This is a genomic window from Streptomyces sp. NPDC107538 (assembly GCF_055657445.1).
Genome location: NZ_JBVKAY010000001.1, coordinates 1,076,672 through 1,101,884, shown reverse-complemented (window position 1 = coordinate 1,101,884; position 25,213 = coordinate 1,076,672). Strand labels below are relative to the sequence as shown.

20 protein-coding genes are annotated in these 25,213 nt (G+C 71.8%); 14 read left to right on the top strand and 6 right to left on the bottom strand.

Annotation, left to right across the window (positions count from 1 at the left end; all coding sequences use genetic code 11):
* Nucleotides 1-12 precede the first annotated feature (12 nt).
* Entirely contained in the window at nucleotides 13-963 is a 951-nt protein-coding gene (locus tag ACZ7MG_RS04850) for an alpha/beta hydrolase (protein WP_471392686.1), read from the bottom strand.
* Between the two features lie 248 nt (nucleotides 964-1,211).
* On the opposite strand from ACZ7MG_RS04850, the gene ACZ7MG_RS04845 reads away from it, so the two are divergent.
* A complete protein-coding gene (locus tag ACZ7MG_RS04845) occupies nucleotides 1,212-1,880 on the top strand; it encodes a sigma factor-like helix-turn-helix DNA-binding protein (RefSeq protein ID WP_471392683.1) in 669 nt (222 codons plus the stop codon).
* Here the strand turns inward: ACZ7MG_RS04845 and qcrB are convergent.
* Entirely contained in the window at nucleotides 1,795-3,453 is a 1,659-nt protein-coding gene (qcrB, locus tag ACZ7MG_RS04840; protein ID WP_471392680.1) for a cytochrome bc1 complex cytochrome b subunit, read from the bottom strand. The genes ACZ7MG_RS04845 and qcrB overlap by 86 nt on opposite strands.
* Nucleotides 3,446-3,739: a WhiB family transcriptional regulator gene (locus ACZ7MG_RS04835; protein ID WP_471392677.1), complete on the bottom strand. Its 294-nt coding sequence runs from the start codon at nucleotides 3,737-3,739 to the stop codon at nucleotides 3,446-3,448. The genes qcrB and ACZ7MG_RS04835 overlap by 8 nt, the downstream gene beginning before the upstream one ends.
* A 176-nt stretch (nucleotides 3,740-3,915) precedes the next feature.
* Between ACZ7MG_RS04835 and ACZ7MG_RS04830 the strand changes: the two genes are divergently transcribed.
* The 4 genes from ACZ7MG_RS04830 to ACZ7MG_RS04815 all read left to right on the top strand — a co-directional run bounded on the left by ACZ7MG_RS04830 (nucleotide 3,916) and on the right by ACZ7MG_RS04815 (nucleotide 9,680).
* Nucleotides 3,916-5,550, top strand: coding sequence for a sigma factor-like helix-turn-helix DNA-binding protein (locus tag ACZ7MG_RS04830; RefSeq protein ID WP_471392674.1), 1,635 nt, complete (start codon nucleotides 3,916-3,918; stop codon nucleotides 5,548-5,550).
* Between the two features lie 59 nt (nucleotides 5,551-5,609).
* Entirely contained in the window at nucleotides 5,610-7,988 is a 2,379-nt protein-coding gene (locus tag ACZ7MG_RS04825; RefSeq protein WP_471392671.1) for an FtsX-like permease family protein, read from the top strand.
* A 214-nt stretch (nucleotides 7,989-8,202) separates the two neighbouring features.
* On the top strand, nucleotides 8,203-9,090 hold the full coding sequence (locus ACZ7MG_RS04820) for a sigma-70 family RNA polymerase sigma factor (RefSeq protein WP_471392668.1): 888 nt from the start codon (nucleotides 8,203-8,205) through the stop codon (nucleotides 9,088-9,090).
* A gap of 29 nt (nucleotides 9,091-9,119) precedes the next feature.
* Nucleotides 9,120-9,680: a hypothetical protein gene (locus tag ACZ7MG_RS04815; protein ID WP_471392666.1), complete on the top strand. Its 561-nt coding sequence runs from the start codon at nucleotides 9,120-9,122 to the stop codon at nucleotides 9,678-9,680.
* A gap of 12 nt (nucleotides 9,681-9,692) precedes the next feature.
* Here ACZ7MG_RS04815 and ACZ7MG_RS04810 read toward each other — a convergent pair whose 3' ends face one another.
* From ACZ7MG_RS04810 to ACZ7MG_RS04800, 3 genes are read right to left on the bottom strand one after another with little or no spacing between them, the layout of a single operon-like run.
* Entirely contained in the window at nucleotides 9,693-10,034 is a 342-nt protein-coding gene (locus ACZ7MG_RS04810) for a hypothetical protein (RefSeq protein WP_471392664.1), read from the bottom strand.
* The gene (locus ACZ7MG_RS04805; protein ID WP_471392661.1) at nucleotides 10,021-11,373 is read right to left on the bottom strand and encodes an NAD(P)/FAD-dependent oxidoreductase; all 1,353 of its coding nucleotides are present in this window, start codon (nucleotides 11,371-11,373) and stop codon (nucleotides 10,021-10,023) included. Before ACZ7MG_RS04805 ends, ACZ7MG_RS04810 begins: the two co-directional genes overlap by 14 nt.
* 26 nt (nucleotides 11,374-11,399) lie before the next feature.
* Nucleotides 11,400-14,423, bottom strand: coding sequence for a cation-translocating P-type ATPase (locus tag ACZ7MG_RS04800; protein ID WP_471392659.1), 3,024 nt, complete (start codon nucleotides 14,421-14,423; stop codon nucleotides 11,400-11,402).
* 228 nt (nucleotides 14,424-14,651) lie between these two features.
* Between ACZ7MG_RS04800 and ACZ7MG_RS04795 the strand changes: the two genes are divergently transcribed.
* The 9 genes from ACZ7MG_RS04795 to ACZ7MG_RS04755 all read left to right on the top strand — a co-directional run bounded on the left by ACZ7MG_RS04795 (nucleotide 14,652) and on the right by ACZ7MG_RS04755 (nucleotide 25,196).
* Nucleotides 14,652-15,686, top strand: a complete 1,035-nt coding sequence (locus ACZ7MG_RS04795) for a glycoside hydrolase family 5 protein (protein ID WP_471392656.1) — start codon at nucleotides 14,652-14,654, stop codon at nucleotides 15,684-15,686.
* Between the two features lie 108 nt (nucleotides 15,687-15,794).
* Nucleotides 15,795-16,355: a cytochrome b gene (locus tag ACZ7MG_RS04790; RefSeq protein ID WP_471392653.1), complete on the top strand. Its 561-nt coding sequence runs from the start codon at nucleotides 15,795-15,797 to the stop codon at nucleotides 16,353-16,355.
* A gap of 113 nt (nucleotides 16,356-16,468) precedes the next feature.
* Nucleotides 16,469-17,557, top strand: a complete 1,089-nt coding sequence (locus ACZ7MG_RS04785) for an NADP-dependent oxidoreductase (protein WP_471392650.1) — start codon at nucleotides 16,469-16,471, stop codon at nucleotides 17,555-17,557.
* 352 nt (nucleotides 17,558-17,909) lie between these two features.
* Nucleotides 17,910-18,974: an ABC transporter substrate-binding protein gene (locus ACZ7MG_RS04780; RefSeq protein ID WP_471392648.1), complete on the top strand. Its 1,065-nt coding sequence runs from the start codon at nucleotides 17,910-17,912 to the stop codon at nucleotides 18,972-18,974.
* 99 nt (nucleotides 18,975-19,073) lie between these two features.
* Nucleotides 19,074-20,249, top strand: a complete 1,176-nt coding sequence (locus ACZ7MG_RS04775) for an ABC transporter ATP-binding protein (RefSeq protein WP_471946108.1) — start codon at nucleotides 19,074-19,076, stop codon at nucleotides 20,247-20,249.
* A gap of 4 nt (nucleotides 20,250-20,253) precedes the next feature.
* Nucleotides 20,254-21,990, top strand: a complete 1,737-nt coding sequence (locus ACZ7MG_RS04770) for an ABC transporter permease (RefSeq protein WP_471392639.1) — start codon at nucleotides 20,254-20,256, stop codon at nucleotides 21,988-21,990.
* Entirely contained in the window at nucleotides 21,987-22,814 is an 828-nt protein-coding gene (locus ACZ7MG_RS04765) for an SDR family NAD(P)-dependent oxidoreductase (protein WP_471946107.1), read from the top strand. The genes ACZ7MG_RS04770 and ACZ7MG_RS04765 overlap by 4 nt, the downstream gene beginning before the upstream one ends.
* Nucleotides 22,815-22,839: 25 nt before the next feature.
* Entirely contained in the window at nucleotides 22,840-24,147 is a 1,308-nt protein-coding gene (locus tag ACZ7MG_RS04760) for an acyl-CoA dehydrogenase family protein (protein WP_471392634.1), read from the top strand.
* Complete coding sequence (locus tag ACZ7MG_RS04755) at nucleotides 24,144-25,196, top strand: phosphotransferase family protein (RefSeq protein ID WP_471392631.1); 1,053 nt, start codon at nucleotides 24,144-24,146, stop codon at nucleotides 25,194-25,196. The genes ACZ7MG_RS04760 and ACZ7MG_RS04755 overlap by 4 nt, the downstream gene beginning before the upstream one ends.
* Nucleotides 25,197-25,213 lie beyond the last annotated feature (17 nt).

The window sequence follows — 25,213 nt, the reverse complement described above, 5'->3', positions numbered from 1 at the left end:
GACCTGCCTTTCTCAGTCGCCGTGCAGGGCGGTGCGCAGGGCGCGGACGGCCTGTTCCGTCGCGACCCTGGCCGCCTGGGTGGTCCGGAGGGGGTTGAGCACCATGAAGTCGTGCAAGGCGCCGTTGACCCGGATGCTCGTGGTGGGGACGTCGGCCTGGGTCAGCCTGCGGGCGTACGCCTCGCCCTCGTCCCGCAGCACATCGCTGTCGTCGACGATGACGAGCGCGGGCGGCAGCCCCTGCAGTTCCTCCAGGCTCGCCCGCAGCGGTGAGACGGTGGGCTCCGCCCGCTGGGCCGGGTCGGTGGTGTAGCAGTCCCAGAACCAGGCCATGGCCTTCGCCGTGAGGTAGGGGCCGTCCGCGAACTCCCGGTAGCTGTCGGTGTCCTGGGCCGCGTCCGTGACGGGGTAGTACAGCGACTGGTGCACGAAGGTCACGTCGCCGCGGCGCTTGGCCAGCAGGGTCAGCGCCGCGGTCATGTTGCCGCCGGCGGAGTCCCCGGCCACGGCGAGCCGGGACGCGTCCAGGCCCGCCTCGGCACCGCTGTCGGTGATCCACCGGGCCGTCGCGTAGACCTGTTCGACGGCGACCGGGTACCTGGCCTCCGGGGCGCGGTCGTACTCCACGAAGGCGACGGCGGCGTCCGCCCCGACGGCCAGCTCCCGCACCAGCCGGTCGTGCGTGCCGGCGTTGCCGACGACCCAGCCGCCGCCGTGCGTGTAGAGGACGACGGGCAGCGGGCCTCGGCTGCCGACGGGCTTCACGATGCGGACCGGCACCTCGCCCGCCTCGGCGGGCACCGTGATCCACCGCTCGTCGACGTCCGGCTTCTCCACCGGCCGCGCCTGCAGTTCGTCGAGGAATTTCCGGGCACCCTCCGGACCCAGCTCGTACAGGAAGGGCGGCACGGACGCCGTGTCCGCCAGTTCCTGAGCCGCGGTCTCAAGAACGTGCTTCGTCATCGCTGCACTCCTCGGATCGGCGGGCCACCGCCCGCTGTCACCTCTATGACCGGACACCCGCCGACGGTGTGACACGCACGGGACACCGTGTGGGAGGCGGTGGGCTCCGCCGCCCGGCCACGCGGCACCCCCGGGGTACGACCACGGGGGTGCCCACGGGGTCCCAGGGGCGCGGCCGGGCGCTCACCGGCGCGAGGTTGGGGGCGACAGCCTGCCCAGCCGGTGGGCGCGGAGCAGAGGAGCCGGTCGTGGACACGTATCTGGCCCGAGCCGGGCACGAGAGGGACTCCAGCGGTGAGCTGGAGGTGGCGGTGGCGGTGTTCGTGCGGGCCAGACCCGGACTGCTGAGGACCGCCCAGCGGATCCTGGGGAACACGAACGAGGCCGAGGACGTGCTCCAGGAGGCGTGGCTGCGCTGGCAGGGCACCGACCGCACGCTCGTCGTGAACCCGTCGGCGCTGCTGCGGACGACCACCGCCCGGCTCGCGATCAATGTCGTGCAGTCGGCCTGGCGGCGCCGGGAGTCCTGCGCCAGTCCCTGGCTCCCGGAGTTCATGGACGAACGCGCGACCCCGGAGGCCCTGGTCGAGCGGCGGGACGCCGTGGAGCGGGCGGTCCTGCTGCTGATGGAGGCGCTGACGCCGAGGCAGCGGGCGGTCTACGTCCTGCGCGAGGGTTTCGGCTGCTCCTACGGCCGGATCGCCGGGCTGCTGGGTCTCACCGCCGCCAACGCCAGACAGCAGGTCGTCCGCGCCCAGCAGCGCCTCGCGGCGGGGCATCGCGGGCAGCCGGTGGACTCCGTGGCGCACCGGCGGCTGGTCGAGGCGTTCCTCACGGCAGCTCACCGCGGTGACCTGGACCGTCTGGAGCGGGTTCTGTGTGCGGACGCCGGCTGTACTCCTGCTCGGTCGGCTTGATGATCTGGGCGCCCTCGCCGTAGAGGCCCCGGCTGAGCCTGGCCCGCAGGCGCTCGGCGGGACGGGGTGCGCCGTCGGGGCCCCCGCCGTTCACGGACGGGCGGGCGGCGACCGGTGTGTACTGCTCGTGCTGGGTGAGCCGGTGCAGTTCCGCCGGGCCGAGCGGCTCGTGCACCTCGACGTACTCACCGTGCGGCAGGCGCTTGACGATGCCGGTCTCCCGGCCGTGCAGCACCTTGTCCCGGTCCCGGCGCTGCAGCCCGAGCGCCCACCGCTTCGCCAGGACGTAGGCCGCGACGGGGACGACGAACAGGCCGATGCGCACCGCCCAGGTCACCGCGTTGACCGAGACATGGAGGCGGATGGCGATGATGTCGTTGGCGGCGCCGACCAGGGCCACTCCGTAGAAGCTGAGCCAGGCGACGCCGAGTGCCGTGCGCACCGGGCGGTTGCGCGGGCGGTCGAGGAGGTGCTGTTCCCGGTCGTCGCCGGTCACCCACGCCTCGACGAACGGGTACGCGGCCAGGGCGAGGAAGAAACCGACGCCGGCCAGTAGCGGGATGAGGTTGTCCAGAGCCAGGGTGTGGCCCCACAGCACGACCTCCCAGCCCGGCATGACCCGCAGCAGGCCGTCGGCGATGCCCATGTACCAGTCCGGCTGCGAGCCGGCCGAGACCTGGTCGGCACGGTAGGGGCCGTAGAGCCAGACGGGGTTGATCTGCGCGACGGCGGCCATGACGAAGATGACACCGGAGACCAGGAAGAAGAATCCGGCGGATTTCACGGCCTTCGCCTTGAACGGCAGACCCACGACCTTTCCGTCGCTCCGCCCCGGGCCCGGTTTCTGGGTGTGCCGATGGCGGAGCACGAGCAGCAGATGGAGAACGATCAGTGCCACCATCAGCGCCGGAATGATCAGGACATGGATCGCGTGGAAGCGCGCCACCAGGTCATGGCCGGGGAATTCACCGCCGAAGAGGAACATCGAGAGATAGGTGCCGACGATCGGGACGGAGAGGATCGTTCCGTTCACGACCGCCAGTCCGGTTCCGGAGAGGAGGTCGTCGGGGAGGTCGTAGCCCGTCAGGCCACCGAACATGCCGAGGATCAGCAGCGAGAATCCGAACAGCCAGTTGAGTTCGCGGGGCTTGCGGAAGGCGCCCGTGAAGAAGACCCGCATCATGTGGACGAGCATGGCGGCGACGAAGACCAGTGCCGCCCAGTGGTGGGCCTGCCGGATCAGCAGGCCGCCGCGGACCTCGAAAGAGATGCGCATCGTCGAGTCGAAGGCCTCCGACACCAGTTGCCCGCGCAGGGGCGCGTAGCTGCCCTGGTATTCCACCGTCTCCATCGAGGGGTGGAAATAGAACGTCAGATACACACCCGTGATGACGATGACGACGAAGCTGTAGAGACATATCTCCCCCAGCAGGAAGGACCAGTGGTCCGGGAAGAGTCGCCGGGTCCTTTCCTTGAGCGAGCGGTGAACGCCCAGGCGTACGCCGGCCCATTCGGCGAGCCTTTCGCCTTTTCCACCGGCCGGCGCTTGCTTTCCCCCAGGCCCGTCATCCATGTCCCTGCCGCCAATCGTGAACCGTTCGGAAGTGGCCATGGCGTCTCATCGCGCGGCGTTCGCTCTCCGTCGTGCCGCCCCAGACGCCTTCCACCTGGCCCGCCCGCAGGGCCCAGTCGAGACAGCGCCGCACGACGGGGCAGTGGGCGCAGACCGCCTTGGCCTCGTCGACCTGGACGAGCGTCGGACCGCTCACACCTATGGGGAAGAACAGATCGGGATCGACGCGCAGGCAGGCCGCCCGTTCGCGCCAGTACAGGGCTTCGTCTCCGCGTTCAGCAGCCATGAGAGCGAACCTCCAGAGTCCGGCTGCCAGCTCAGACCGGGCAGCCGGCGCGGGTGTGACACCCGGCCGCGCTCCGGGCCACGGGGCATCCGTGGAGGCCGTGTCACAGGAACCGGGTGTGCCCGGTCAATCGGTCGAGGCGAGGAATCGGCGCGGTGAGAGAGGAAGGCTGCTGCATGGATCACGGTGAGGCGGTGCCGATCGCGGAGCTGGTCGAGGAGCGTCGGTATCTGCTGGATGTCGCCTACTGGATGCTGGGCAGCCCCGGCGAGGCGGAACACGTCGTCGCCGAGACCTACCGGCGCTGGTACGGCCTGTCCGACACCGCACGCCACGCCATCCCCCTCCCCCGCGCCTGGCTCGCCCGCACCGCAGGCACCTTCTGCCTCACCCGACTTGCCACACCGGGTCCGATCTACACCGGGGCCGCGTACGGGGAGGGGGGCGGCGAGGGGGGCGGGGGCGGGACGACCAACGCCGACACCGCGTACCCGAGGGGGGCCGACGAGGGGGGCGGGGCGGCCGAGTGGAGCCAGGGGGCCGGGAGGGGTGACGGGGCCGAGGGACCCGAGTCGGCCGCGGTCCAGGTCAGGGCCTACGGGGCGTCCGGCGCGGACGGACCCGGCAGGGGGCCCGGCGCCGCGGAGCTTGGTGAGACCGACGGCACCGGCGAGCCCGGCCGAGCGCCCCGCACCGACGAACCCCGCAAGTCGCCCAGCGCCGCCGAGCCCGGTGGGACGGACTGCAACGACGGGACCGGCCAAGCGCCCCGCGCCGACGCCCCCGGCCGGGGGCCCGGCATCGGCGAACCCGGCAGGGCCCGCGGCGCCAACGAGCCCGGTGAAATGGACGGCACCGGCCAGACGCCCGGCGCTGATGAACCCGGCAGCGGACCCGGCGTAGACGAACCCCGTAGGAGGCCCGGCGCCGACGAGCATCGTGAGACGGACGGCACCGACGAGCCCGGCCAGGCGTCCCGCGCTGACGAACCCCGCAGGTCGCCCCGCGCTGCCGAGCCCGGTGGGACGGACGGCACCGACAGGGCCGGCCAAGCGCCCCGCACCGACGAACCCGGCAGATCGCCCGGCACCGAAGAGCCCTTCAAGGCGCCCCGCGCCGACGAACCCAACCAGGAGCCCCGCCCCGACACCCCCGGCAGGGCCGACGCGGGGCCCGGCAGCGACAGGGGTGAGGGAGTCGGGCGGGCGGGTGTGCCGGAGGTGGTCAGTCGGGTTGTGCTGCATGCGTTGGAGTGTCTGTCGCCGGACGAGCGGGCGGCGTTCGTGTTGCACGACGTCTTCGGGATGGCCTCCGGCGCGATCGCCGACATCGTGGGACGCACCGAGCCGGAGTGTGCCGAACTCGCCGACCGGGCCCGCCACAGTCTCCGGCGGCGGCGCTCGCGCCCCACCACGCCGGCGCAGCACGACGCCCTCGTCGACGCCGTCCGCCAGGCGTGTGTCACCGAGGATGCCGACCGGCTGGCGTCACTGCTGTGCCCGGACGCCACCGCGTTCTTCGACGGCGGCGGCAAGGTCCGGGCCCTGGCCGGGCCCGTCCACGGCGACCGGCAGGTGGCCCGCAGCCTGCTGACCCTCCTGGCCCACCGTCCGCGCACCACCCTGACCACCCACGCCGTCAACGGCTCCACGGGGCTCGTCGCCCGCTACCACCACCAGGTCGCGGCCGTCATCAGTCTCGACGTCGCCGACCAGCGCGTCGTCCAGGTCTGGGTGGTACTCAACCCCGACAAGCTGCGCACCTGGAACCGGCCCCCCACCACCGACGCGGCGGGCCACCACCACCGTTGAAACACCGTCACCTCCACCTCTATACACACCGTGTATACATAGTGTGTATAGTCCCACCCATGCACATCGGCAACACCTTTTTCTCGTGGGTCCGTGACCTCGGCCTGGGCATACGCTTCGCCGCGGCCGGGGGCCGCGGCAGCTGGGGCAGGACCGTCCTCACCGCCACCGGGGTGGCACTCGGCGTCGCGCTGCTGCTGCTCGCCGCGTCCACCCCGAACGTCCTGTCCGCCCGCACCGAGCGCGGCAACGCCCGTCAGCCCTCCAACGCCGCGTCGGAGACCTCCGTACCACGGTCGGACTCCTCCTTCGTATGGGACTCGGGTGACACCGACTACCGCTCCGACCGCGTCGGCGGCCTGCTGCTGCGCGCCGAGGGCTCCCACGCGCCCGCCCCACCCGGCGTCGCGCGCATCCCCGCCCCGGGCGAGATGGTCGTCTCGCCGGCCCTGCGGGAGCTGCTGGAATCGTCCGAGGGCGCGCTGCTGAAGGAGCGTCTGGACCACCGGATCGTGGGCACCATCGCCCCCTCCGGCCTCCTCGACGCAAAAGAGCTGCGCTACTACGCGGGCACCGACCGCATCAGCGTCGCCGGCGGGTCCGTACGCGCCGACCGCTTCGGGTACGTCCCCCGCCACGATTCCCTCAACGCCCTGCTGTATCTGCTGGTGGTGACGATGTGTGTGGTGCTGCTGGTACCCGTCGGCATCTTCATCGCCACCGCCGTGCGCTTCGGAGGCGACCGCAGGGACCGGCGGCTGGCCGCGCTGCGACTGGTCGGCGCGGACCGGCGGACGGTGGCCAGGATCGCCGCCGGTGAGGCCCTCTTCGGCTCGGTCCTCGGGGTCGTCCTCGGCGCCGGGTTTTTCCTGATGGCCCGTCAGGCGGCGTCGTACGTAAGGCTGTGGGACGTCGGCGCCCACCCCGGCGACATCGTTCCGAGCCCCGCGGGGGCCGTGCTCGTGGCCGTCGCGGTGCCGCTCGCCTCGGTCGTGGTGACGCTCTCCGCGATGCGCTCGGTGTCCGTGGAACCGCTCGGTGTCGTCCGCAGCGCCCGCCCGCGCCGAAGGCGTCTGTGGTGGCGGCTGGTGCCGCCGGTCCTGGGCCTGGCGATCCTGCTGCTCTCCGACCGGGTCACCTCGCGGTCCCAGGAGATCGGCACGATCCCCGTCGCCGCCGGGGTGACGTTGGTCCTGATCGGCCTGGCGGGGCTGCTCCCCTGGCTGGTCGAGGCGGCCGTGGCCCGGCTGGGAGCCGGCCCCGTGCCATGGCAACTCGCCGTGCGCCGACTGCAGTTGTCCAGCGGATCGGCGTCCCGCGCGGTCAGCGGCATCATGGTGGCCACGGCGGGCGCGATCGTGCTGCAGCTGATGTTCGGCGCGATGCAGCAGAGCTTCATGAACCCCTCCGACAGCGGTGCCGGGGGCAGAGGTGGCGGAGGCGGAGGCGCGGCCACCGGTGCCGCCCGGACGCCGGACGTCACCCTCGTGTCCGAGAACGGGTCCGCCGCCACGACCGCGCGGCTGGACGAGGGGCTGCGGCGTACGCCGGGGGTGACGACGGCGTTCGCGTACACCCAGGCGTACGCGAGTGGCTCCGCGCGGGCGGTGACGACCCTGACCGTCGGCGACTGCGCCCAGCTGCGGAAGCTGGCACGGCTGCCCTCGTGCCGCGACGGCGACACCTTCGTCGCACACAACCCCGGTGACACCGTGGGCAGTCGGGCCGTCGACGAGGCGGCCCGGCCCGGCAGGGCCGTCACCCTCGACGACTACGGTTCCGGTACGGCGCGCACGGTCCGCTGGACGCTGCCCGAGGACAGTCCGGTGGTGCCGACCGTGCCCGACCCGCTGGGTGAGCGGCACGACGGGATCCTCGCCACCCCGGGCGCGCTGCCGGACGGTCCCCTGCCCGGGGCCGTCACCTTGGCGGGTGTGATCACCGATCCCCAGGTCACCGACGTGGCGGACGAGATCCGCAACACGGCCGCCGAGGTCGATCCGACCCTCGTGGTGCGGGAGCGGCAGAACCGGCAGCGCGACAAGGACTACCAGTCGGTGCAGACCGGTCTGCTGGTCGGCGGCACGCTGATGCTGGTCCTGATCGCGGCGAGCATGCTGGTCTCGCAGATCGAGCAACTCCGGGAACGCAGACACCTGTTGTCGGTCCTGGTGGCGTTCGGTACCCGGCGCTCCACACTGGCCTGGTCGGTGCTCTGGCAGACGGCCGTCCCGGTCGTCCTCAGCACCCTGCTCGCCTCGGTCGGCGGCCTGGTCCTGGGCCATGTGATGCTCGGGATGCTGGGGAAGGAGACCGGGGACCGGTGGGTCTTCCTGCCCTACGCGGGGGTGGGCGGCGTCCTGGTCCTGCTCGTCACCCTGCTGAGCCTGCCGGCGCTGTGGCGGATGATGCGCCCCGAGGGCCTGCGCACCGAGTGACGACGAGCGTCTTGAACACACCGTGTGTCCATCGAGTCCGTCTCCGGGCCGTCCCGGAGCAACAAACGGTTCCCACTGTGCCACCACTGTCACAAAAACGCTTTCTGCTCGGTCTTGTGGGGCAGACGCGATTGGAGCAGCCGTGACTTTCAGCGGAGACCGCAGGCCGACGGATCCCGAACCGTCCCCCACGACGAGAGATCTCGAAGATGCGGTGGCTGTCTTCGTCCAGCACCGTAGGCGTCTCTTCGGCATCGCCTACCGTGTCCTCGGCAGCGCGGTCGAGGCCGAGGACGTCGTGCAGGAGGTGTGGCTGCGCTGGCAGCGGACCGACCGCTCCGTGGTGATCAGTCCCGTCGCCTTCCTCTCCAGCACGACGACCCGGCTGGCCATCAACGTCGCACAGTCCGCGCGGGTGCGCCGGGAGACCTACATCGGACCGTGGCTGCCCGAGCCCGTCGACACCGGCTCCGACCCGGAGTTGGGCGCGCAGCGCGCGGAAGCGCTCGAAATGGCCATGCTGCTGGTGCTGGAGAGACTCAGCCCCACGGAACGCGCCGCCTACGTGCTGCGCGAGGCGTTCGACTACGCCTATCCCGAGATCGCCGAGATCCTGTGCCTCAGCCTGGTCAACGTACGGAAGATCGTCAGCCGTGCGCGCAAGCATCTGTCGCAGGAGCAGCGCGCGAGCGTGGACACGGCCGAACACCGCCGTCTGCTCAGCGTGTTCGTCGCGGCGGCGCAGACCGGGGACGTGGCGTCGCTGGAGGCGCTGCTCACCCCCGACACCGTCAGCCTGTCCGACGGCAACGGGATGCGGGGCTGCGCCCGTATCCCCGTACGGGGCCGGGCGCGGGTGGCCAAGATGGTGACCTACACCAAGCTCTGGCGGGACGCGGAACCCCGGTTCGTCGACGCCAACGGCGGTACGGGTGTGCTGATCAGCCGGGCCGGCGCACCCATCGCGTTCCTGACCGTCGCCGCGTCGGCCGAGGGCATCCACCAGCTGATGTGGGTGTTCAGCCCCGGCAAGATCGCCGCGTTCCTCGCCTCCGGCACCCGCTCCGCGGGCCCCCACCCTGTGTCCGACGACTGCCTATGATTGCGGGAGTTGCGGATGGAGAGGAACACATGGTTTCTGTTACGGGGCACAGCATCGAGGTCACCGCCGAGAGCCTTCGGGGCGAGCTGGCCCGGCTGCGGATCCAGAAGCAGGCACTGGAACGGGAACTGGCCGCCGTCGTGGCTCACCTCGGCTCGGTGCAGCGGGCCCTCGGTGTCCTCCAGCCCCTCCTGCTCGACGCCCCGGCCACGGCCACTGGCACTTCCACGGCCGCCGCCACCGCGTCGCGGACCGACGGCGCGGCCGTCATGTCCGGGACCGTCATGTCCGGTGCCGCCGAGGCCGCGGGCAACGGCGTAGACACCGATGACACCGACGTCAGCGGCGCCGCCGGGGCCGCTGCCGAGGCCCAGGGGCAGAAGTCGTACGGCAGGCTCACCGAGCAGATCATGGAGTACTTCGCGGGGGTCGGCGATGCCGAGGTTCGGGCGCGCGATGTCGCCGCGGCACTCGGCCGTGACACCGACAGCGGCAGTATCAACGGGGTGCGCAGCACCCTCGACCGGCTGGTCGGCGCCTCCCGGGTACGGCGGGCCGGCCGGGGCCTGTACCGCGCCGCGCGTTCGTAGTCGCACACGGTGTCAGTTCACCGACTCCACGATCACCACGCACAGCCCGACCATGGCGACGGTGATCAGCGTCATGGCGATCATGGTGCCCCTCAGCCAGCGCCCGAGGCGGACGCGGTGCTGTGCGTGTGCCGTGGCGACGCTGTCGGTGATGTGGTCCGTGACCATCCGGGCCACATAGGTCTGTTCGTCGAGGTACCAGCGCTCGATGTCGCTCCTCTGCTCGGGTGTCAGACCGGGCTCCCGGGCGATGAAGGCCGCCACCCGCTGCTGGGCCGCGTGCAGATGGCCCTCCCGGTAGAGCAGGGCCTCGATGTCGGTCAGGCCGCGCGCGGCCTCTTCACTCGCGTCCATGGCGGGCTCCTGAGAGGGGGGCGGTGCGCGGACCGGCGCTGGTGACGAAGGCGTCCCGCGGGTGCTGGACGGAGGCGAGGGAGACGAGGTCCCGGCCGAACACGGCGGCGGTGAGCCAGACGGTGAGCACCCGGATCTTGCGCTCCCAGGTGGGCACGGCCAGGACGTGGTAGCCGCGGTGCATCAGCCAGGCCGGGAAGCCCTTGATGACCAGGCTCCGGTACTGGAAGATGCCGCGTCCCAGCCCTAGCGTCGCCACCACCCCGAGGCTGCCGTGGCGGTAGTCGCGGAGCTTGCGCCCGCGCAGGTCGGCGGCGATGTTCTTGGCGAGGCGCCTGCCCTGGCGGACGGCGTGCTGGGCGTTGGGCACCGTGCGTGCCCCCGGGATCGGCAGCGCCAGGTCGGGGACGGCCGCGTCGTCGCCGGCCGCCCAGACGTCCGGCAGCGGCTCGGTGTCGGTGCCCGCGCGGAGGTCGGGCCGGACCACCAGCAGGCCCCGCTCGTCCACCGGCAGGTCCGTGTGGTTGTGCACGACCGGGTTGGCGGCGTTGCCGGCGGTCCAGACGATCAGCTCCGAGTCGAACTCCTCTCCGGTGGAGAGGACCACGTGCCCGTCCACGGCGGAGACCAGCCGGGTGTCGAGGTGCACCCGCGCGCCCCGGCGTTCCAGGGAGCGCACCACCCACGCCCCTGGCTTGTCGCTCACCTCGGGCAGGATGCGGTCCCGGGCCTCGACCAGGTGGAAGGACAGGTCCTCCGGGCCCAGTTCGGGGTAGTACCTGAGCATCGCGGTGGCCAGCGACAGCAGTTCGCCGAAGCCCTCGACGCCGGAGAACCCGCCGCCCACGAAGGTGACGGTGAGCAGCTTCCGCCGGGCGGCGCCGGGCGGCAGGGACGCCGCCTGGTCGAACGCGGTCAGCAGGCGGTCGCGGATGGCGACCGCCTCCTCCACGTGCTTGAGGCCGATGGCCCGCTCCGCCACCCCGGGGACGGGGAAGGTGCGGGTCACGGCGCCGGCGGTGACGACGAGGACGTCGTAGCGCAGTTCGTAGTCGTTTCCGTCGGCGGGGCGGACCGTGACCGCCCGGTCCCGGTGCCGGATCTCCGTCACGCTCCCCGCGACCAGCCGGGTCCTGCGCAGATGGCGTCGCAGCGACACGGCGGCGTGGCGGGCCTCGACCGACCCGGCCGTCACCTCCGGCAGGAAGGGCTGGTACGTCATGTAGGGGCGCGGGTCGACGACCGTCACCCTGGCCTCGTCCGCCCGCAGCGACTTCTCCAGGCCCCACGCCGTGTAGAAGCCCGCGTAACCGCCGCCGACGATCAGGATCTCACGCATGATTCCCTCGGTTTCTCGTCCCTCGTTCAGCTGGACAGGTCAGTGTGTGACGGTGTGACAACGGTGTTTCTGGTCGGCTTCGCCGACCGTGCGGCGCGCAGGGCGGATTCGGCGAGGAGCACGGTGGATGCGGTGCCCAGGCACAGGGCCCATTGGGCCGCGGTCAGCGGGACGGTGCCGAAGACCGTGCCCGCCCACGGCAGTTGGACGACAGCGACCTGGACGGCGAGGACACCGGCCAGACACAGCCACAGTGCGCGGTTGGTGAGCTGGTAGCGGCCAAGGACCGGCCCCTCGTCGCCGCGGGCGCTGAGCGCGTTGCACAGCTGGAACAGTACGAACGTGGTGAACGCCATGGTCAGGGCGGTGTCCGGGTCGACGTACGCACGGGCGAAGGCGAACAGTGTCACGGTCCCCGCGGCCATGACCGCACCGGCCCAGCCGATGGCGAGGAGCCGGCGGGCGTCCAGGATGCGTTCGCGCGGGTCGCGCGGCGGGTGACGCATCACATCGTCGCGGGCGGGGTCGACGGCCAGGGCCATCGCGGGCGGACCGTCCATGATGATGTTGATCCAGAGCAGTTGGGCCGCCGTGAGCGGGGAGGGCAGTCCGGCGAGTGAGGCGCTGAGCAGGGTCAGGATCGCGCCGATGTTGGTGGCCAGCTGGAAGCGGACGAACTTGACGATGTTGGCGTAGATGGCCCGCCCTTCCTCGACGGCCCGCACGATCGTGGAGAAGTCGTCGTCGGTGAGGACCATGTCGGCGGCTTCCTTGGCCACGTCCGTGCCGGTGACGCCCATGGCCACGCCGATGTGGGCGGTCTTGAGCGCGGCGGCGTCGTTGACACCGTCACCGGTCATGGCGACGACGTGTCCCCGGTCGGTGAGCGCGCGGACGATCACCACCTTGTGTTCGGGGGCGACCCGGGCGAACACACCGATGTCGTCGACGCCTTCGGCGATGTCCCGCTGTGTCATCCGGTCGAGTTCGGCGCCCGTCACGACCCGCCCCGGGATGTCCAGCTCGCGGGCGATCGCCGCCGCCGTGTCGGCGTGGTCACCGGTGATCATCTTGACGGCGACCCCGGCCGTGCGGCACAGCGTGATCGCGTCCCTGGCCTGCGGGCGGGGCGGGTCGGCGATCCCGGCGACCGACACCAGGGTCAGGCCGGGCAGGGTGACCGGGGTGACCGTGCTCGGCGGGCCGTGCAGCAGGGCGGTGGCCGCGCCCAGCACGCGCAGCCCGGCGCCCCCGAACCGCGCCGTCACGGCGAGGACCTCGTCCCGGTGCGCCGCGTCGAGGGCGTGCACGCCGTCCTCGGTGAGCACATCGGTGCACATCCCCAGCAGGACGTCGACCGCGCCCTTCACCTGGACGCGGGTGCGGCCGTCGGGTCCGGTGTGGAAGGTGGCCATGTACTTGGTGGCCCCGTCGAACGGCACCTCGCCCACGCGCGGCAGTTCGGCCCGCACCCGGTCGGCGTCCACCCCGGCCTTGGCCGCCAGCACGACCAGCGCGGCCTCCGTCGGGTCACCGATGAAGTGACCGCCGGTCAGCCGGGCGTCGTTGCACAGCGCGAAGGGGAGCACCGCGTCCCGGAGATCGTCGGCGGCACGGGTGGCGTCGGGGAGGACGAGGTCGCCGGTGAGCGAGGGATCGCCGGCGAGCGCGGGGCCGGCGGTGAGCGAGGGGCCGGCGGTGAGCCGTGGGTCGGCGGCGGAAGACGTACCGTCGCCGGGAGACGAGGCATCCGGGCCGTGGCGGCGAAGGGCGCCCGTCGTCCCGTACCCCTCCCCCGTGACGTCGTAGAACCTGCCCCCGGTCCACAGCGTGCGCGCGGTCATCTCGTTGAGGGTGAGCGTGCCGGTCTTGTCGCTGCACACGACCGTCGCCGCGCCGAGCGACTCCACCGAGGCGAGCCGCTTGACGATGGCGCCGCGGCGGGCCATGCGGTGCACGCCGAGGGCCAGCGTCAGGGCGAGGACGGCGGGCAGTCCCTCGGGGATCGCGGCGACGGCCAGGGCCACGGCCTGCAGCGCGATGTCCGAGAGCGGTTCGCCGCGCACCCAGGCGGTCAGCGCGTAGGCGACGACCGCGGCTCCGCTCAGCAGTGCCAACCGCCGCCCCAGACTGTCCAGTTGGACCTGGAGCGGGCTCGGCGGTTCCGTCCCGGTGCGCAACGCCTCGGCGATGGCGCCCACTTCGGTGCGCATTCCGGTGGCGGTGACCAGCATCTCGGCACGGCCCCGGGTCAGCGCGGTGTTCATGAACAGCATGCTGGTGCGCTCGGCGAGCGGCACGGCGGTGGCGGTCGAGGTGCGCTCGACGGCCGTGACGCTCTTGGTGACCGGCTGGGACTCCCCGGTCAGGGCCGCCTCGTCCACCTCGACCGTCTCGGCGACGGTCAGTCTGCCGTCGGCCGGTACGCGGTCGCCGGCCTCCAGCAGGACGACGTCCCCGGGGACGAGGGACTGGGCCCGCACCACCTGTTCGGTGCCGTCGCGGCGCACCCTCGCCATGGGCACCAGCATCCGGCGCAGCGCCTCCAGGCTGCGTTCGGCTCGTCGCTCCTGCCAGTAGCCGAGGACGGCGTTGACCTGCAGCACGACGGTGATCACCACCGCGTCCCGGAGGTCGCCGACGGCTCCGGCCACCACGGCGGCGATCAGCAGGACGACGATCAGCCAGTTGCGGAACTGGTCCAGGAACTTCAGCCACTCCGGGCGCCGGGCCGGTTCGGACAGCCGGTTGGCGCCCCAGGCCTCCGTACGCCCGGCGACCTCCTCCTCGCCGAGCCCCACCGCCGGGTCGACGCCGAGCCGCTCCGCCACCCGCTCGGGAGCCTGCAGGCAGACCTCCGGATCACCGACGGGCGACCCACCGGCAGGCGGGTCACCGACCGAGGCGTCACCGACCGAGGCATCACTGGCCGAGGCGCCACTGATCGAGGCGTCCGGGGCGTCACCGGCGGGAACGCCGGGGGCGCGGCTCCCGGTGGCGGTGCCCGCGTGCGCGACCTCGCTCGCGGTCTTCCCGTCCGGCGTCGTCATCGCTTCATCCCCTCCCGGAGCGGACCGCCCCGACGGGCCGGCCCTCTGTCTCCCCCCCTAAGACCGGTCGTGCGGCGCGGATGTGACATGCGGGGCGGCGCACGCCCCACACCAGGTGCCCCACGTGGCGATGTTGTCGTGGTCTTGTCAGATCCCTTGTAAAGGTCCGGACCAACCGCTATTCCCTTCTGTTAGGAAAGTTTCCTACCAGTTAGCGAGGAGTCCCCCATGAGACCGGCACGATCCGTTCCGCTCGTCGCCGTGCTGCTCCTTCTCGGCCTCGTCCTGATCCCGGGAACCGCCCAGGCCGGCCCCACGGCCCCGGCGGCGGCCACCCCCGTCGCCGCCAACGGCCAGCTCAAGGTCTGCGGCACCAAGCTCTGCAACCAGCAAGGAAAAACGATCCAGCTCCGTGGGATGAGCACCCACGGACTGCAGTGGTACAGCCAGTGCGTCACAGGCGGCTCGCTCAACGCCCTGGCCACCGACTGGAAGGCCGACGTCCTGCGCGTCTCCATGTACGTCCAGGAGGGCGGCTACGAGACCGATCCGCGCCGCTTCACCGATCTGGTGCACTCCGCCATCGAGCAGGCCACGGCCCGCGGCATGTACGCCATCGTCGACTGGCACATGCTCGACCCAGGCGACCCGCACCAGAACCTCGCCCGCGCCAAGACCTTCTTCTCCGAGATCGCCCAGCGCCACCGCGACAAGAACAACCTGCTGTACGAGATCGCCAACGAGCCCAGCGGCGTGAGCTGGTCCCGTATCAAGAGCTACGCCGAGCAGCTCATCCCCGTCATCCGGGCCAAGGACCCCGACGCCCCGGTCCTGGTCGGCAGCCGCGCCTGGTCCTCGCTCGGTGTGTCGGAGGGCGCGAACGAGTCCGAGGTGGTCGACAACCCGGTGAACGCGGCCAACATCATGTACACCTTCCACTTCTACGCGTACTCGCACCGGGACGAGTACCTCCGCACCCTCTCCCGCGCGGCCGACCGCATCCCCGTCTTCGTGACCGAGTTCGGCACCCAGAACTACGCGGGTGAGGGCGCGAACGACTTCGCCATGTCGCAGCGCTATCTCGATCTGCTCGCGGCCAAGAAGATCAGCTGGGTCAACTGGAACTTCTCCGACGACGAACGCAGCGGTGCCGTCTTCAAGCAGGGGACCTGCGACGGCAACGGCCCGTGGACCGGCACGTCCTCCCTCAAGCCCGCGGGCGTCTGGATCCGCGACCGCATCCGTACACCGGACGACTTCTGACCGACCGGTGACGATCCCCGCGACGGGAGCCGGCCCACGGTGCGCCGGGGGCCGGTTCCCGTCGTGTCGGAGGCGGGCGGAGAGCCGGCCGTGGGGCACTTTGGAGCGATGTGCCCCTCCCTGCGCAACGGTCCGCACGGCTATGGAATCGTCACGAAGACCCTCCACTGGGTGGTGTTCACGGCCCTCGCCGCCCAGTTCGCCGTGGGCTACCTGCTCGACGTCGACGACAGCGGGCACGGCCGGGGGCGGGGCCGTGGGCGAGGAGAGGGTTCGGGCCGAGGGCGCGGCCGTGGCCGGGGCGGGGAGGACGCCTACGACCCCTTCGGCGACGACGCGCTGCTCACCGCGCACGTGGTGCTGGGTGTCACCGTCCTGCTGCTCGGTGCCGCGCGTCTCGCCTGGCGGCTGGCCACACCGCTGCCCCCGTGGGCGCCGACCCTCACCCCGGCGGAACGACGGCTCGCCCACGGCACCGAGACCACCCTGTACGCGGTCACGTTCGCCGTCCCGGTCACGGGTCTGGCCCTCCTGCTCTCCGGCGACGAGCTGCTCGCCCTCCACATCGCGGCCCAGATCGTCCTCTACGCGGCTGTCGCGGTCCATGTCGGCCTGGTGCTCAAACACCAGCTGGTCGACCGCGACCACCTGCTGAACCGCATGCTCTGACGGGGGGCCGAAGAGCACTTCCCGACCTGATTGCCTGGTGAACTCACTTCAAGTATTGACCAGTAGCGCTGCCTCCTGCCAGTCGCACCAAGCATGGACGCGCAAGAGTCATCATGATACAAGTTCAGTTCATGGACGAGATGCTCGGCCGTGAGATCCGGCCGGTCGCCTATCCGCGCGGCGAGGTCCGGGCGTCCGACTTCCGTGTCGTCGAGGCCCGGGTGCGCCGGCCGCGGCCGGGCGAGGTACTGGTCCGCAACACCTGGACGTCCGTGGACGCCGCTCTCCGGCTGCGTCTGCGGGAGCGGGCGCCGGAGGGGTACTTCCCGGCCTTCCCCCTCGGCGAGCCGATGGACGGGATCATGACCGTCGGGGAGGTCGTCGAGTCCCGTGCCGACGGATTCGCGCCGGGCGACACGGTGTCGCACGCCTCCGGCTGGCGCGACTACGCGGTCGTCGAGGCGGGCGGCCGGGCGCTCGGCGGTGTCGGCGCGCTCACGCGGCTCGATGTGCGCGGCACACCGCCGCAGGCCCATCTCGGCGTCCTCGGCGCCACCGGGCTCACCGCCTACGCCGGACTGTTCCGAGTCGCGGAGCTGCGGGACGATGACGTGGTGTGGGTCTCCGCCGCGGCCGGTGCCGTGGGCGGCGTCGTCGCCCAGCTGGCGAAGCTCCACGGGCATCGGGTCATCGGCAGCGCGGGCTCCGCCGAGAAGGTGCGGTACCTCCGGGAGGAACTCGGCCTGGACGCCGCGTTCGACTACAAGGACGGCCCGCTGCCCGGCCTGCTGCGCGAGGCTGCACCGGACGGCATCGACGTGTACTTCGACAACGTCGGCGGTGACCATCTCGAAGCCGCCCTCGGCGCGCTGCGGGCGTCGGGGCGCGTCGCGATCTGCGGGATGATCTCGGAGTACGCGGAGCGGGGGCCGGTGCGGGGTCCCGGCAATCTGATGCTCGCGGTGACGAAGAACCTGACGATCCGCGGCTTCCGAGGCAGCGAGCACGCCTCCCTGCTGCCGGAGGTCAGACAGCGGCTCGGCGGCTGGGTCCGCGAGGGACGGCTCCGGTACCGGGAGACGGTCGTGGACGGGCTGGAGCGGGCACCGGAGGCGCTGGCGGCGCTGTTCCGGGGGGACAACACCGGCAAGACGCTTGTGCGGATCGACGGCGTCGCGCATCGTGAGAACCCCGGCGGCTGACCACACCCGTCGCAACCACACCGTCACTGAACTGAAATGAGTTCAATCTAGAGGCAGGTCATCGCCCGGCCGGAGCCCCCACCCTGCCCGCACCATCGTCGTCCACTCAGGCAAACCGCCGCCGAGCAGGCCTTTTCCGCACCGCGGCACCGCACGTCACCCTCTTCCACCGCCCCGGATCGAGCCCATCCCGTCGCACTCCTCTCCCCTCCCCCACATGCGCGAACTATTGCCTAACTTAGTTCAGTTTGGTAATTTCCCTGAAATCTTGGCCGTCCAGCCACCGTCCGGCGCGCAGTCAGTCCGGGCGGGGTGGTCGGGCCGGGAGCCGGTTTCAGGCAAGGGAGCCGAAATGAGACCAGAACCGCGACGGCGCGGCGCTTTGCTCGTCCTGCTGTCGATCACCGCCCTGCTGGCCACCGCGTGCGGCGGCGGCAGCGACACCAACGCCGAGTCCAAGGTCGTGCCCGCGTCGGCGAGCATGGACGAACTGGTCGCCGCGGCGAAGAAGGAAGGCCAGGTCACCGTCTACTCGGCGCAGGACCTGACCTCGCTCAACAACCTCGCGAAGGCCTTCGAGGCCAAATACCCGGGGATCGACGTCAAGACCGTACGAGGTGTCGACGGCGACCTCGGGGTGAAGGTCGAGACGGAGTTCAACTCCGGCAAGGGCATCGCCGACATGTACGTCAGCGCCAGCCTGTCCTGGGTGGAGCCGCAGGCCGAGGCCGGACGGTTCCTCACCCCCGTCGGTCCCGAGCTGACCGGCAAGGGCGCCTACGACGCCAAGCAGTACGTACATAAAGGCAACTACTTCGAGACCAACTCCGCCGTCCTCACCTTCGGCTGGAACACCAAGCTCCATCCCAAGGGACTCACCGACTACACGGGCCTGCTGGACCCGTCGCTCGCGGGCGGCAAGATCGGTGTCGTCGAGCCGACCGCGCCCTCCCTCGTCGACTTCTACCTGTGGCTGGAGGAGACGTACGGCGCCGACTTCGTGAAGAAGCTGGCCGCCCAGAAACCCCGTATCTACCCCAGCTCCCTGCCGATGGGCGAGGCGCTGCAGTCCGGTGAGATCGCCGCCGGCAGCTTCGTGGCGCCGATCGCGCTCGACCCCGCCAAGAAGAAGGGCGCTCCGATCGAGTACCGCATGCCGCCCAAGGGCGCGTGGGGTGCCCGGTACTACGGCATGGTGCTGAGCACCGCCCCGCACCCCAACGCCGGTCAGCTCTTCGCCAACTTCATGGTCACCGCCAAGGGACAGGAGCTGATCACCCCGTCGGCCGGCTCGGTCCTGCCCGACGTCCCCGGCACCGTGATCACCAACGACAAGGTGCGGATCCAGGACCCGGCGAAGCTCACGCCGGACGCCGTGGCCGCCTACCAGAAGAAGTGGAAGTCCCTGTTCCAGTAGGGGCGGTGGACCGCGTCCGGCAGGACGTGTGCGGAGCAGTGTGGGCACCCACGCCGACGGGTGCCCACTCACCCGATCTTTGGATGTGAGGAGTCCCCCGTGTCCCATGTGCGCATCGAGGGTCTGACGAAGAGGTTCGCCGGCAAACCGCCGGCGGTCGCCGTCGACGATCTGTCGCTGGAGATCGAACCGGGCGAGTTCATCGTCCTGCTCGGCCCGAGCGGCTGCGGGAAGACCACGACCCTGCGCTGTCTGGCCGGACTGGAGACACCCGACGAGGGCCGTATCTCGCTGGGCGACCGGACGGTGCTGGACGTACGCGGGAAGGTCAACCTCCCTCCGAACAAACGCCGGATCGGGATGGTGTTCCAGTCGTACGCGCTGTGGCCCCACATGACGGTGCGCCGCAACATCGGCTATCCGCTCAGGACCCGGCGGGTGCCCCGTGACCAGGCGCGCGAGCGGATCGAGGAGGCGGCCGGACTCGTCGACTGCGCCGCCCTCCTCGACCGTTATCCGGCCCAGCTCAGCGGCGGCCAGCAGCAGCGGGTGGCGCTGGCCCGCGGGCTGGCCGCCCGGCCCGACCTGGTGCTCTTCGACGAGCCGCTGAGCAACCTCGACGCCCGGCTGCGCGACCAGGTCCGCGCCCAGCTGCACGAACTGCACGCACGGCTGGGCTTCACCGCCGTGTTCGTCACCCACGACCAGAGCGAGGCGCTGGCGCTCGGCGACCGGCTGGCGATCATGAAGGCGGGCCGGATCGAGCAACTGGACACCCCGGAAAGGGTCTTCGAGGAACCGGCCACCGAGTACGTCGCCGGGTTCATCGGCATGTCGAACCGGCTGTCGCTCCGGCGGTCCGGCGAGGGCTGGACCCTCGCCGGCGCACCGGGCGCCGACGGCACGGCGGACGCGACGGCCGGGCACGTGATGGGCGAGCTGCCCGTGCCCCGCTCGCACGGCGAGGTCTCCGCCCGGCTGCGCCCGGAGGACCTGCTGCTCTGTCCGGTCGAGGAGAAACCGCCGGGCCACGGCGTCGGCCTCGCGGCGGAGGTCGTGGACGCGCAGTTCGGCGGGCGCCACATGGACGTGGTCGTCACGATCGGCGGCAGCCGACTGCACGCACGCGCGCCCCTGACCGGCACACCGTGGGCCCGCGGTCTGTCACGCGGCCGGCGGGTCACCGCGTGGTTCCCCAAGGACGCGGCGATCTACTACGACGCCGACGGGGTGCGCACGGCCGCCCAGGCACCCGCGGCCCCGGTGGGGGCGTGACGTCATGGCCGCACCCGCCGTATCCGCTCCCGCCCCCACGACGGCGCCGCCCCCGGACCCGTCGCCTACGACGGCGCTGACCCGGGCGCGGCGCCATCTGCCGCGGCTCGGCGCGCTCGTGTTCCTGGCCGCCATCGGCTATCTGGTGATCGCCCCGCTGGTGGGCCTGCAACGGCTGGCCTTCGAGAACGACGCCCGGGGCTACCGGACCGCCTTCGACGCACCGGACATCGGGGAGACCCTGCGCCGGACGGCCGGACTGGCGCTGGGCTCGCTGGCCATCGCGCTCGTCCTCGGCACGTTCCTGGCCTGGGCCGCCACCCGGCTGCCGCCCCGGCTGCGGCTGCTGCGCGTGCTGCCCATCCTGCCCATCGTCGTCCCGGCCGTGGCGGCGGTGACCGGCTGGGCGTTCCTGTTCTCGCCCCGCCCCGGCTACCTCAACGCGGCCCTGCGCAACCTGCCCTGGTGGAACCATCTCGACGAGGGCCCCGTCGACATCTACACCCTGCCGTGGATCGTGATCATCACCGGCTTCGGGCTGACCGCGTTCGTCTACCTGTTCGTCAGCGCGGGCTTCGGCAACATCAACGCGGAGTTGATCGAGGCGGCCCAGGTAAGCGGATCGTCGGCCGCCGGGGTGTTCTTCCGGGTGACCCTGCCGCTGCTGCGCCCGGTGCTGGTGTACGGCGGCTTCGTGGCCCTGCTCCTCGGGCTCGGCCAGTTCACGGGGCCGCTGCTGCTCGGCCGTAACAACGGTATCGACGTCCTCACCACCGACATGTACGCGGCCGTGTCGCAGAGCCCCGTCGACTACGGCCGGGCCGCGGCGATCGGCTCACCGCTGCTGCTCTTCGGCATCGCCGTCGTCTTCTTCCAGAAGGTGATCCTCGGCGACCACAGCCGCTTCGTCACCCACGGCGGCAAGGCGTTCCGCGCCGGGGGCCGCCCGTCCTGGGTCGCGGTCACCGGCATCCTCCTCTACGCCCTGGTGGCGCTCGCCCTGCCGCTGGGCGCGCTGCTGGTGGTGTCGCTCTCCTCCTTCTGGAGCGGGAAGATCGAGCCGAGCGGATTCACGCTCGACAACTTCCGCCGGGTGTTCCAGGAGTCGGGGATCACCGACGCGATCGTCAACAGCCTCACCACCTCGGTCATCTCCGTCGCCATCGCCCTCCCCCTCGGCTTCGTCGCCGCCTCCCTGCTCCTCAAGGGGCGCCGGTTCCGTGTCGTCCGGACCGCCGTCGACTTCATCGTGGCCATGCCCCTGGGCATCCCCGCGGTCGTCTTCGGCGCCGGCTTCCTGCTGACGTACAGCCGGGAGCCGTTCATCCTGTACGGCACGCGCACGGTGATCGTCCTCGTCTACGTCACGCTGATGCTGCCGTTCGCGACCCGGATGCAGCTGTCCGGGATGGTGGCGCTCGGCGACACCTATGTCGAGGCGTCACGGACCAGCGGGGCGGGCGCGCTGCGCACCACCACCGAGATCATGCTGCCGCTGCTGCGCCCCACGCTCGCGGGTGCCGGGGCGCTGATGTTCGTGCTGCTCACCCATGAGTTCACCGCCTCGCTGCTGGTCCGGGCGCCGACGACACAGGTCATGGGCACCATCCTGTTCGACTACTGGACCAACGGCTCCTATCCGCTGGTCGCGGCCATCGCGCTCGTCATGACGCTGGTGACGTCGGCGGGTGTGTTCGTGGCCATGGCGGTGGCGGGCTCCGACATCTTCGAGAAACTGTGACCGGAGGCAGGGGCATGGGCATGGGTGCGCTGGACGGCAGGGCGGTGCTGGTGACGGGCGCCGGTCAGGGCATCGGGCGGGCGATCGCCGTGGAGATGGCGCGCCGGGGCGCGGCGGCGGTCGCGGTCGCCGACCGGAACGCGACGACGGCGGCCGAGACCGCCGGACTCGTCCGGGCCGCCGGGGCCGACGCGGAGCCGATCGTCTGCGATCTGCGCGACCGCGAGCAGATCGAGGCCATGGTGGACCGCACGGCGGAACGGTTCGGCGGGCTCGACGTCCTCGTCAACAACGCCGGGGTGATCGAGTCCGCGCTGGTGGACCGGCCCGGGGACCGCGCGGTCGACACCCTTCCCGAAAACGTCTGGGACACCGTGTACGAGGTCAACCTCAAGGCGGTCTGGCTGGCGACGAAGTTCGCCGCACCCCATCTGCGGCGCTCCGTCCGGGGGCCCGCCATCGTCAACACGGCCTCGGTGGCCGGGCTCACCGGCCGCCCCCTGGCCCCGGTCTACGGCACCACGAAGGCCGCCGTCATCCACCTCACCAAGGTCACCGCCATCGATCTGGCACCCGTGCGCTGCAACTGCTTCTGCCCCGGGATCGTCGAGACGCCACTGGCGCGGGACTTCTTCGAGTCCTCCGGCAAAGGCGACGCCGTGGAGCGGGAGTTGACCGCCCATCAGCTCGTCCCCCGGCTCGGGCGCCCCGAGGAGGTGGCCCGGCTCGCCTGCTTCCTGGCCTCCGACGACGCGGCGTTCATCACCGGAGCCTCGTACGTCATCGACGGCGGCGCACTGGCTTGGCACGGGGTCCGGGAATGAACACCTTTGATCGGAGAGGGGCCGTATGGCCATCGAGTTCGCCATCGATCCGGAAGTCGCCGACCTCGCGCGGCGGACCACCGCGTTCGTCCGGGAGAGCGTGCTGCCTGTCGAGGAGGAGTGCCGCGGTGATGTGCACGCGGGTCCGGAGCCGCTGAGGCGCGCGTTGCAGGAGGCGGCGCGGTCGGCCGGGGTGTTCGCCCCGCATGTGCCGGAGCGGTGGGGCGGGCTGGGGCTGGATCTGCGCGGCCAGGCGGTCGTCTTCGAGGCCGCCGGGTACTCGCTGCTCGGCCCGCTCGCCCTCAACTGCGCGGCGCCGGACGAGGGCAATACGCATCTGCTCGAAGCCGTGGCCACCGAGGCGCAGAAGGCCCGGTTCCTGGCGCCGCTGGCGGCCGGGGAGACGCGGTCGTGTTTCGCGATGACGGAGCCCTCCCCCGGGGCCGGCTCCGATCCGCGGGCGCTGGCCACGACGGCGGTCCGGGTCCCGGGCGGCTGGCGGATCGACGGCCGCAAGTGGTTCATCAGCGGGGCGGACGGGGCCGCGTTCACCATCTGTATGGCGCGCACGGGCGGCGAACCCGGGGACCCGGGCGGGGCGACCATGTTCCTGATCGATGCCGAGAACCCCGGGATGACGACGGTCAGGAACATCGGCACCCTCGACCGGGCCCTGTTCGGCGGACACAGCGAACTCGTCCTCGACGGCTGCGAGGTGCCCGACGACACGGTGCTCGGCGAGGTCCACCGGGGCTTCGAATACGCGCAGGTGTGGCTCGGCCCCGCGCGGCTGACCCACTGCATGCGCTGGCTCGGGGTGGCCCGCCGGGCGCAGGACATCGCCCTCGACCGGGCCTCCCGGCGCCGGGCCTTCGGCGGGCGGCTGGCCGAACTCGGCATGGTGCAGCAGCAGTTGGCGGACTCGGAGATCGACATCGAGACGAGCCGGGCGGTGCTCTGGCGGGCCTGCTGGGAACTCGACCAGGGCGGGCCGGGCGCCCAGCTGACCTCGATCGCGAAGACCTTCGTGTCGGAGGCCGTGGGCCGGGTCGTGGACCGCGCCGTCCAGATCTGCGGGGCCCTCGGCATCTCGGAGGACATCCCGCTGGCCTCGCTCTACCGGGAGGTCCGCCCGTTCCGGATCTACGACGGGCCCTCGGAGACCCACCGCTGGGCCATCGCCAAACGCGCGGTCCGGGCGACGCGGGAGCGCGGGCAGGCGGACCAGGGGCGGGGACTCGTGGATCTGAGGAGTGGGCAGGCGGATCCGGGAAGTGGGCATGGGGAGCAGGGGCGCGAGGCCGTCGCACCCGTGCCCGGGGGTGCGGGATGACGGCCCCGGGCGACGCCACCGTGGCCGGGGTGGACCTGCCCGCGCTCCAGCGCTTCGTCGCACGCGAGGTTCCCGGCCGGACCGGTCCGCTGGACGTCCGCCCGCTGCTCGGCGGGCGGTCCAATCTCACCTACCTCGTGACCGACGGCACACACCGCTGGGTGCTGCGCCGGCCGCCGCTCGGCACGCTCACCCCGACCGCGCACGACATGGACCGTGAGTACCGGGTCATGGCCGCGCTCGCCGCGACGGACGTCCCGGTGCCCCGGACCGTGGTGTCCTGCGCCGACGCGTCGGTGATCGGCGCGCCCTTCACCCTCGTCTCCTTCGTCGAGGGCCCAGTGCTGCGGGACGCCGAACAGGCCGCCCGGCTCCCCGCCGAGGACGCCCGGCGATGCTCCCTGGCGCTGGTCGACCAGTTGGCGGCCCTGCACGCGCTCGACCCTTACGAGGTCGGGCTGAGCGGATTCGGGCGCCCGGCCGGGTACGTGGCACGGCAGGTGCGGCGGTGGCGCGGCCAGTGGGACCGGGTCGCCACCCGCGAGCTGCCCGAACTGGACGCGCTGTACGGAAAGTTGACGAACAGGTTGGCCGTGACGCGGGACGACGGCGGCGAACCGGCGGTCCTGCACGGGGACTTCCGGCTCGACAACGTGATCCTCGACGTCGGCGACCCGGGGCGGATCGCCGCGATCGTCGACTGGGAGATGGCCGCGCTGGGCGATCCGCTCGCCGACCTCGGTCTGCTGCTCGTCTACTGGGACCCGGTGTGCGAGCCGGTCCTCGGCGACGGACATGTCCCGACCGCCAACCCGGGGTTCCTCTCCCCACGGGAGCTGACCGAGCGGTACGCGGAGCGCTCCGGCCAGGACGTCTCCGCGCTGCCGTTCCACCGGGCCCTCGGCTACTTCAAGCTGGCGGTCATCGCGGAGGGCATCCACGCCCGCCATCGCGCCGGGAGCACCGTCGGACCGGGCTTCGACCGGGTCGGGTCGGCGGTCCCGGAACTGCTGCGGTCGGGTTTGTCCGTCGACCCGCCACGTGTCTGAGACGAGAGAAGGAGGTG

Coding starts and splice junctions, on each gene's coding strand:
- ACZ7MG_RS04835 (WP_471392677.1), bottom strand. CDS start 3,739: ATGGCTGCTGAACGCGGAGACGAAGCCCTGTACTGGCGCGAACGGGCG.
- ACZ7MG_RS04810 (WP_471392664.1), bottom strand. CDS start 10,034: ATGGACGCGAGTGAAGAGGCCGCGCGCGGCCTGACCGACATCGAGGCC.
- ACZ7MG_RS04830 (WP_471392674.1), top strand. CDS start 3,916: ATGGATCACGGTGAGGCGGTGCCGATCGCGGAGCTGGTCGAGGAGCGT.
- ACZ7MG_RS04780 (WP_471392648.1), top strand. CDS start 17,910: ATGAGACCAGAACCGCGACGGCGCGGCGCTTTGCTCGTCCTGCTGTCG.
- ACZ7MG_RS04815 (WP_471392666.1), top strand. CDS start 9,120: ATGGTTTCTGTTACGGGGCACAGCATCGAGGTCACCGCCGAGAGCCTT.
- ACZ7MG_RS04790 (WP_471392653.1), top strand. CDS start 15,795: ATGTGCCCCTCCCTGCGCAACGGTCCGCACGGCTATGGAATCGTCACG.
- ACZ7MG_RS04805 (WP_471392661.1), bottom strand. CDS start 11,373: ATGCGTGAGATCCTGATCGTCGGCGGCGGTTACGCGGGCTTCTACACG.
- ACZ7MG_RS04785 (WP_471392650.1), top strand. CDS start 16,469: ATGATACAAGTTCAGTTCATGGACGAGATGCTCGGCCGTGAGATCCGG.
- ACZ7MG_RS04755 (WP_471392631.1), top strand. CDS start 24,144: ATGACGGCCCCGGGCGACGCCACCGTGGCCGGGGTGGACCTGCCCGCG.
- qcrB (WP_471392680.1), bottom strand. CDS start 3,453: ATGGATGACGGGCCTGGGGGAAAGCAAGCGCCGGCCGGTGGAAAAGGC.
- ACZ7MG_RS04800 (WP_471392659.1), bottom strand. CDS start 14,423: ATGACGACGCCGGACGGGAAGACCGCGAGCGAGGTCGCGCACGCGGGC.
- ACZ7MG_RS04825 (WP_471392671.1), top strand. CDS start 5,610: ATGCACATCGGCAACACCTTTTTCTCGTGGGTCCGTGACCTCGGCCTG.
- ACZ7MG_RS04850 (WP_471392686.1), bottom strand. CDS start 963: ATGACGAAGCACGTTCTTGAGACCGCGGCTCAGGAACTGGCGGACACG.
- ACZ7MG_RS04760 (WP_471392634.1), top strand. CDS start 22,840: ATGGCCATCGAGTTCGCCATCGATCCGGAAGTCGCCGACCTCGCGCGG.
- ACZ7MG_RS04795 (WP_471392656.1), top strand. CDS start 14,652: ATGAGACCGGCACGATCCGTTCCGCTCGTCGCCGTGCTGCTCCTTCTC.
- ACZ7MG_RS04770 (WP_471392639.1), top strand. CDS start 20,254: ATGGCCGCACCCGCCGTATCCGCTCCCGCCCCCACGACGGCGCCGCCC.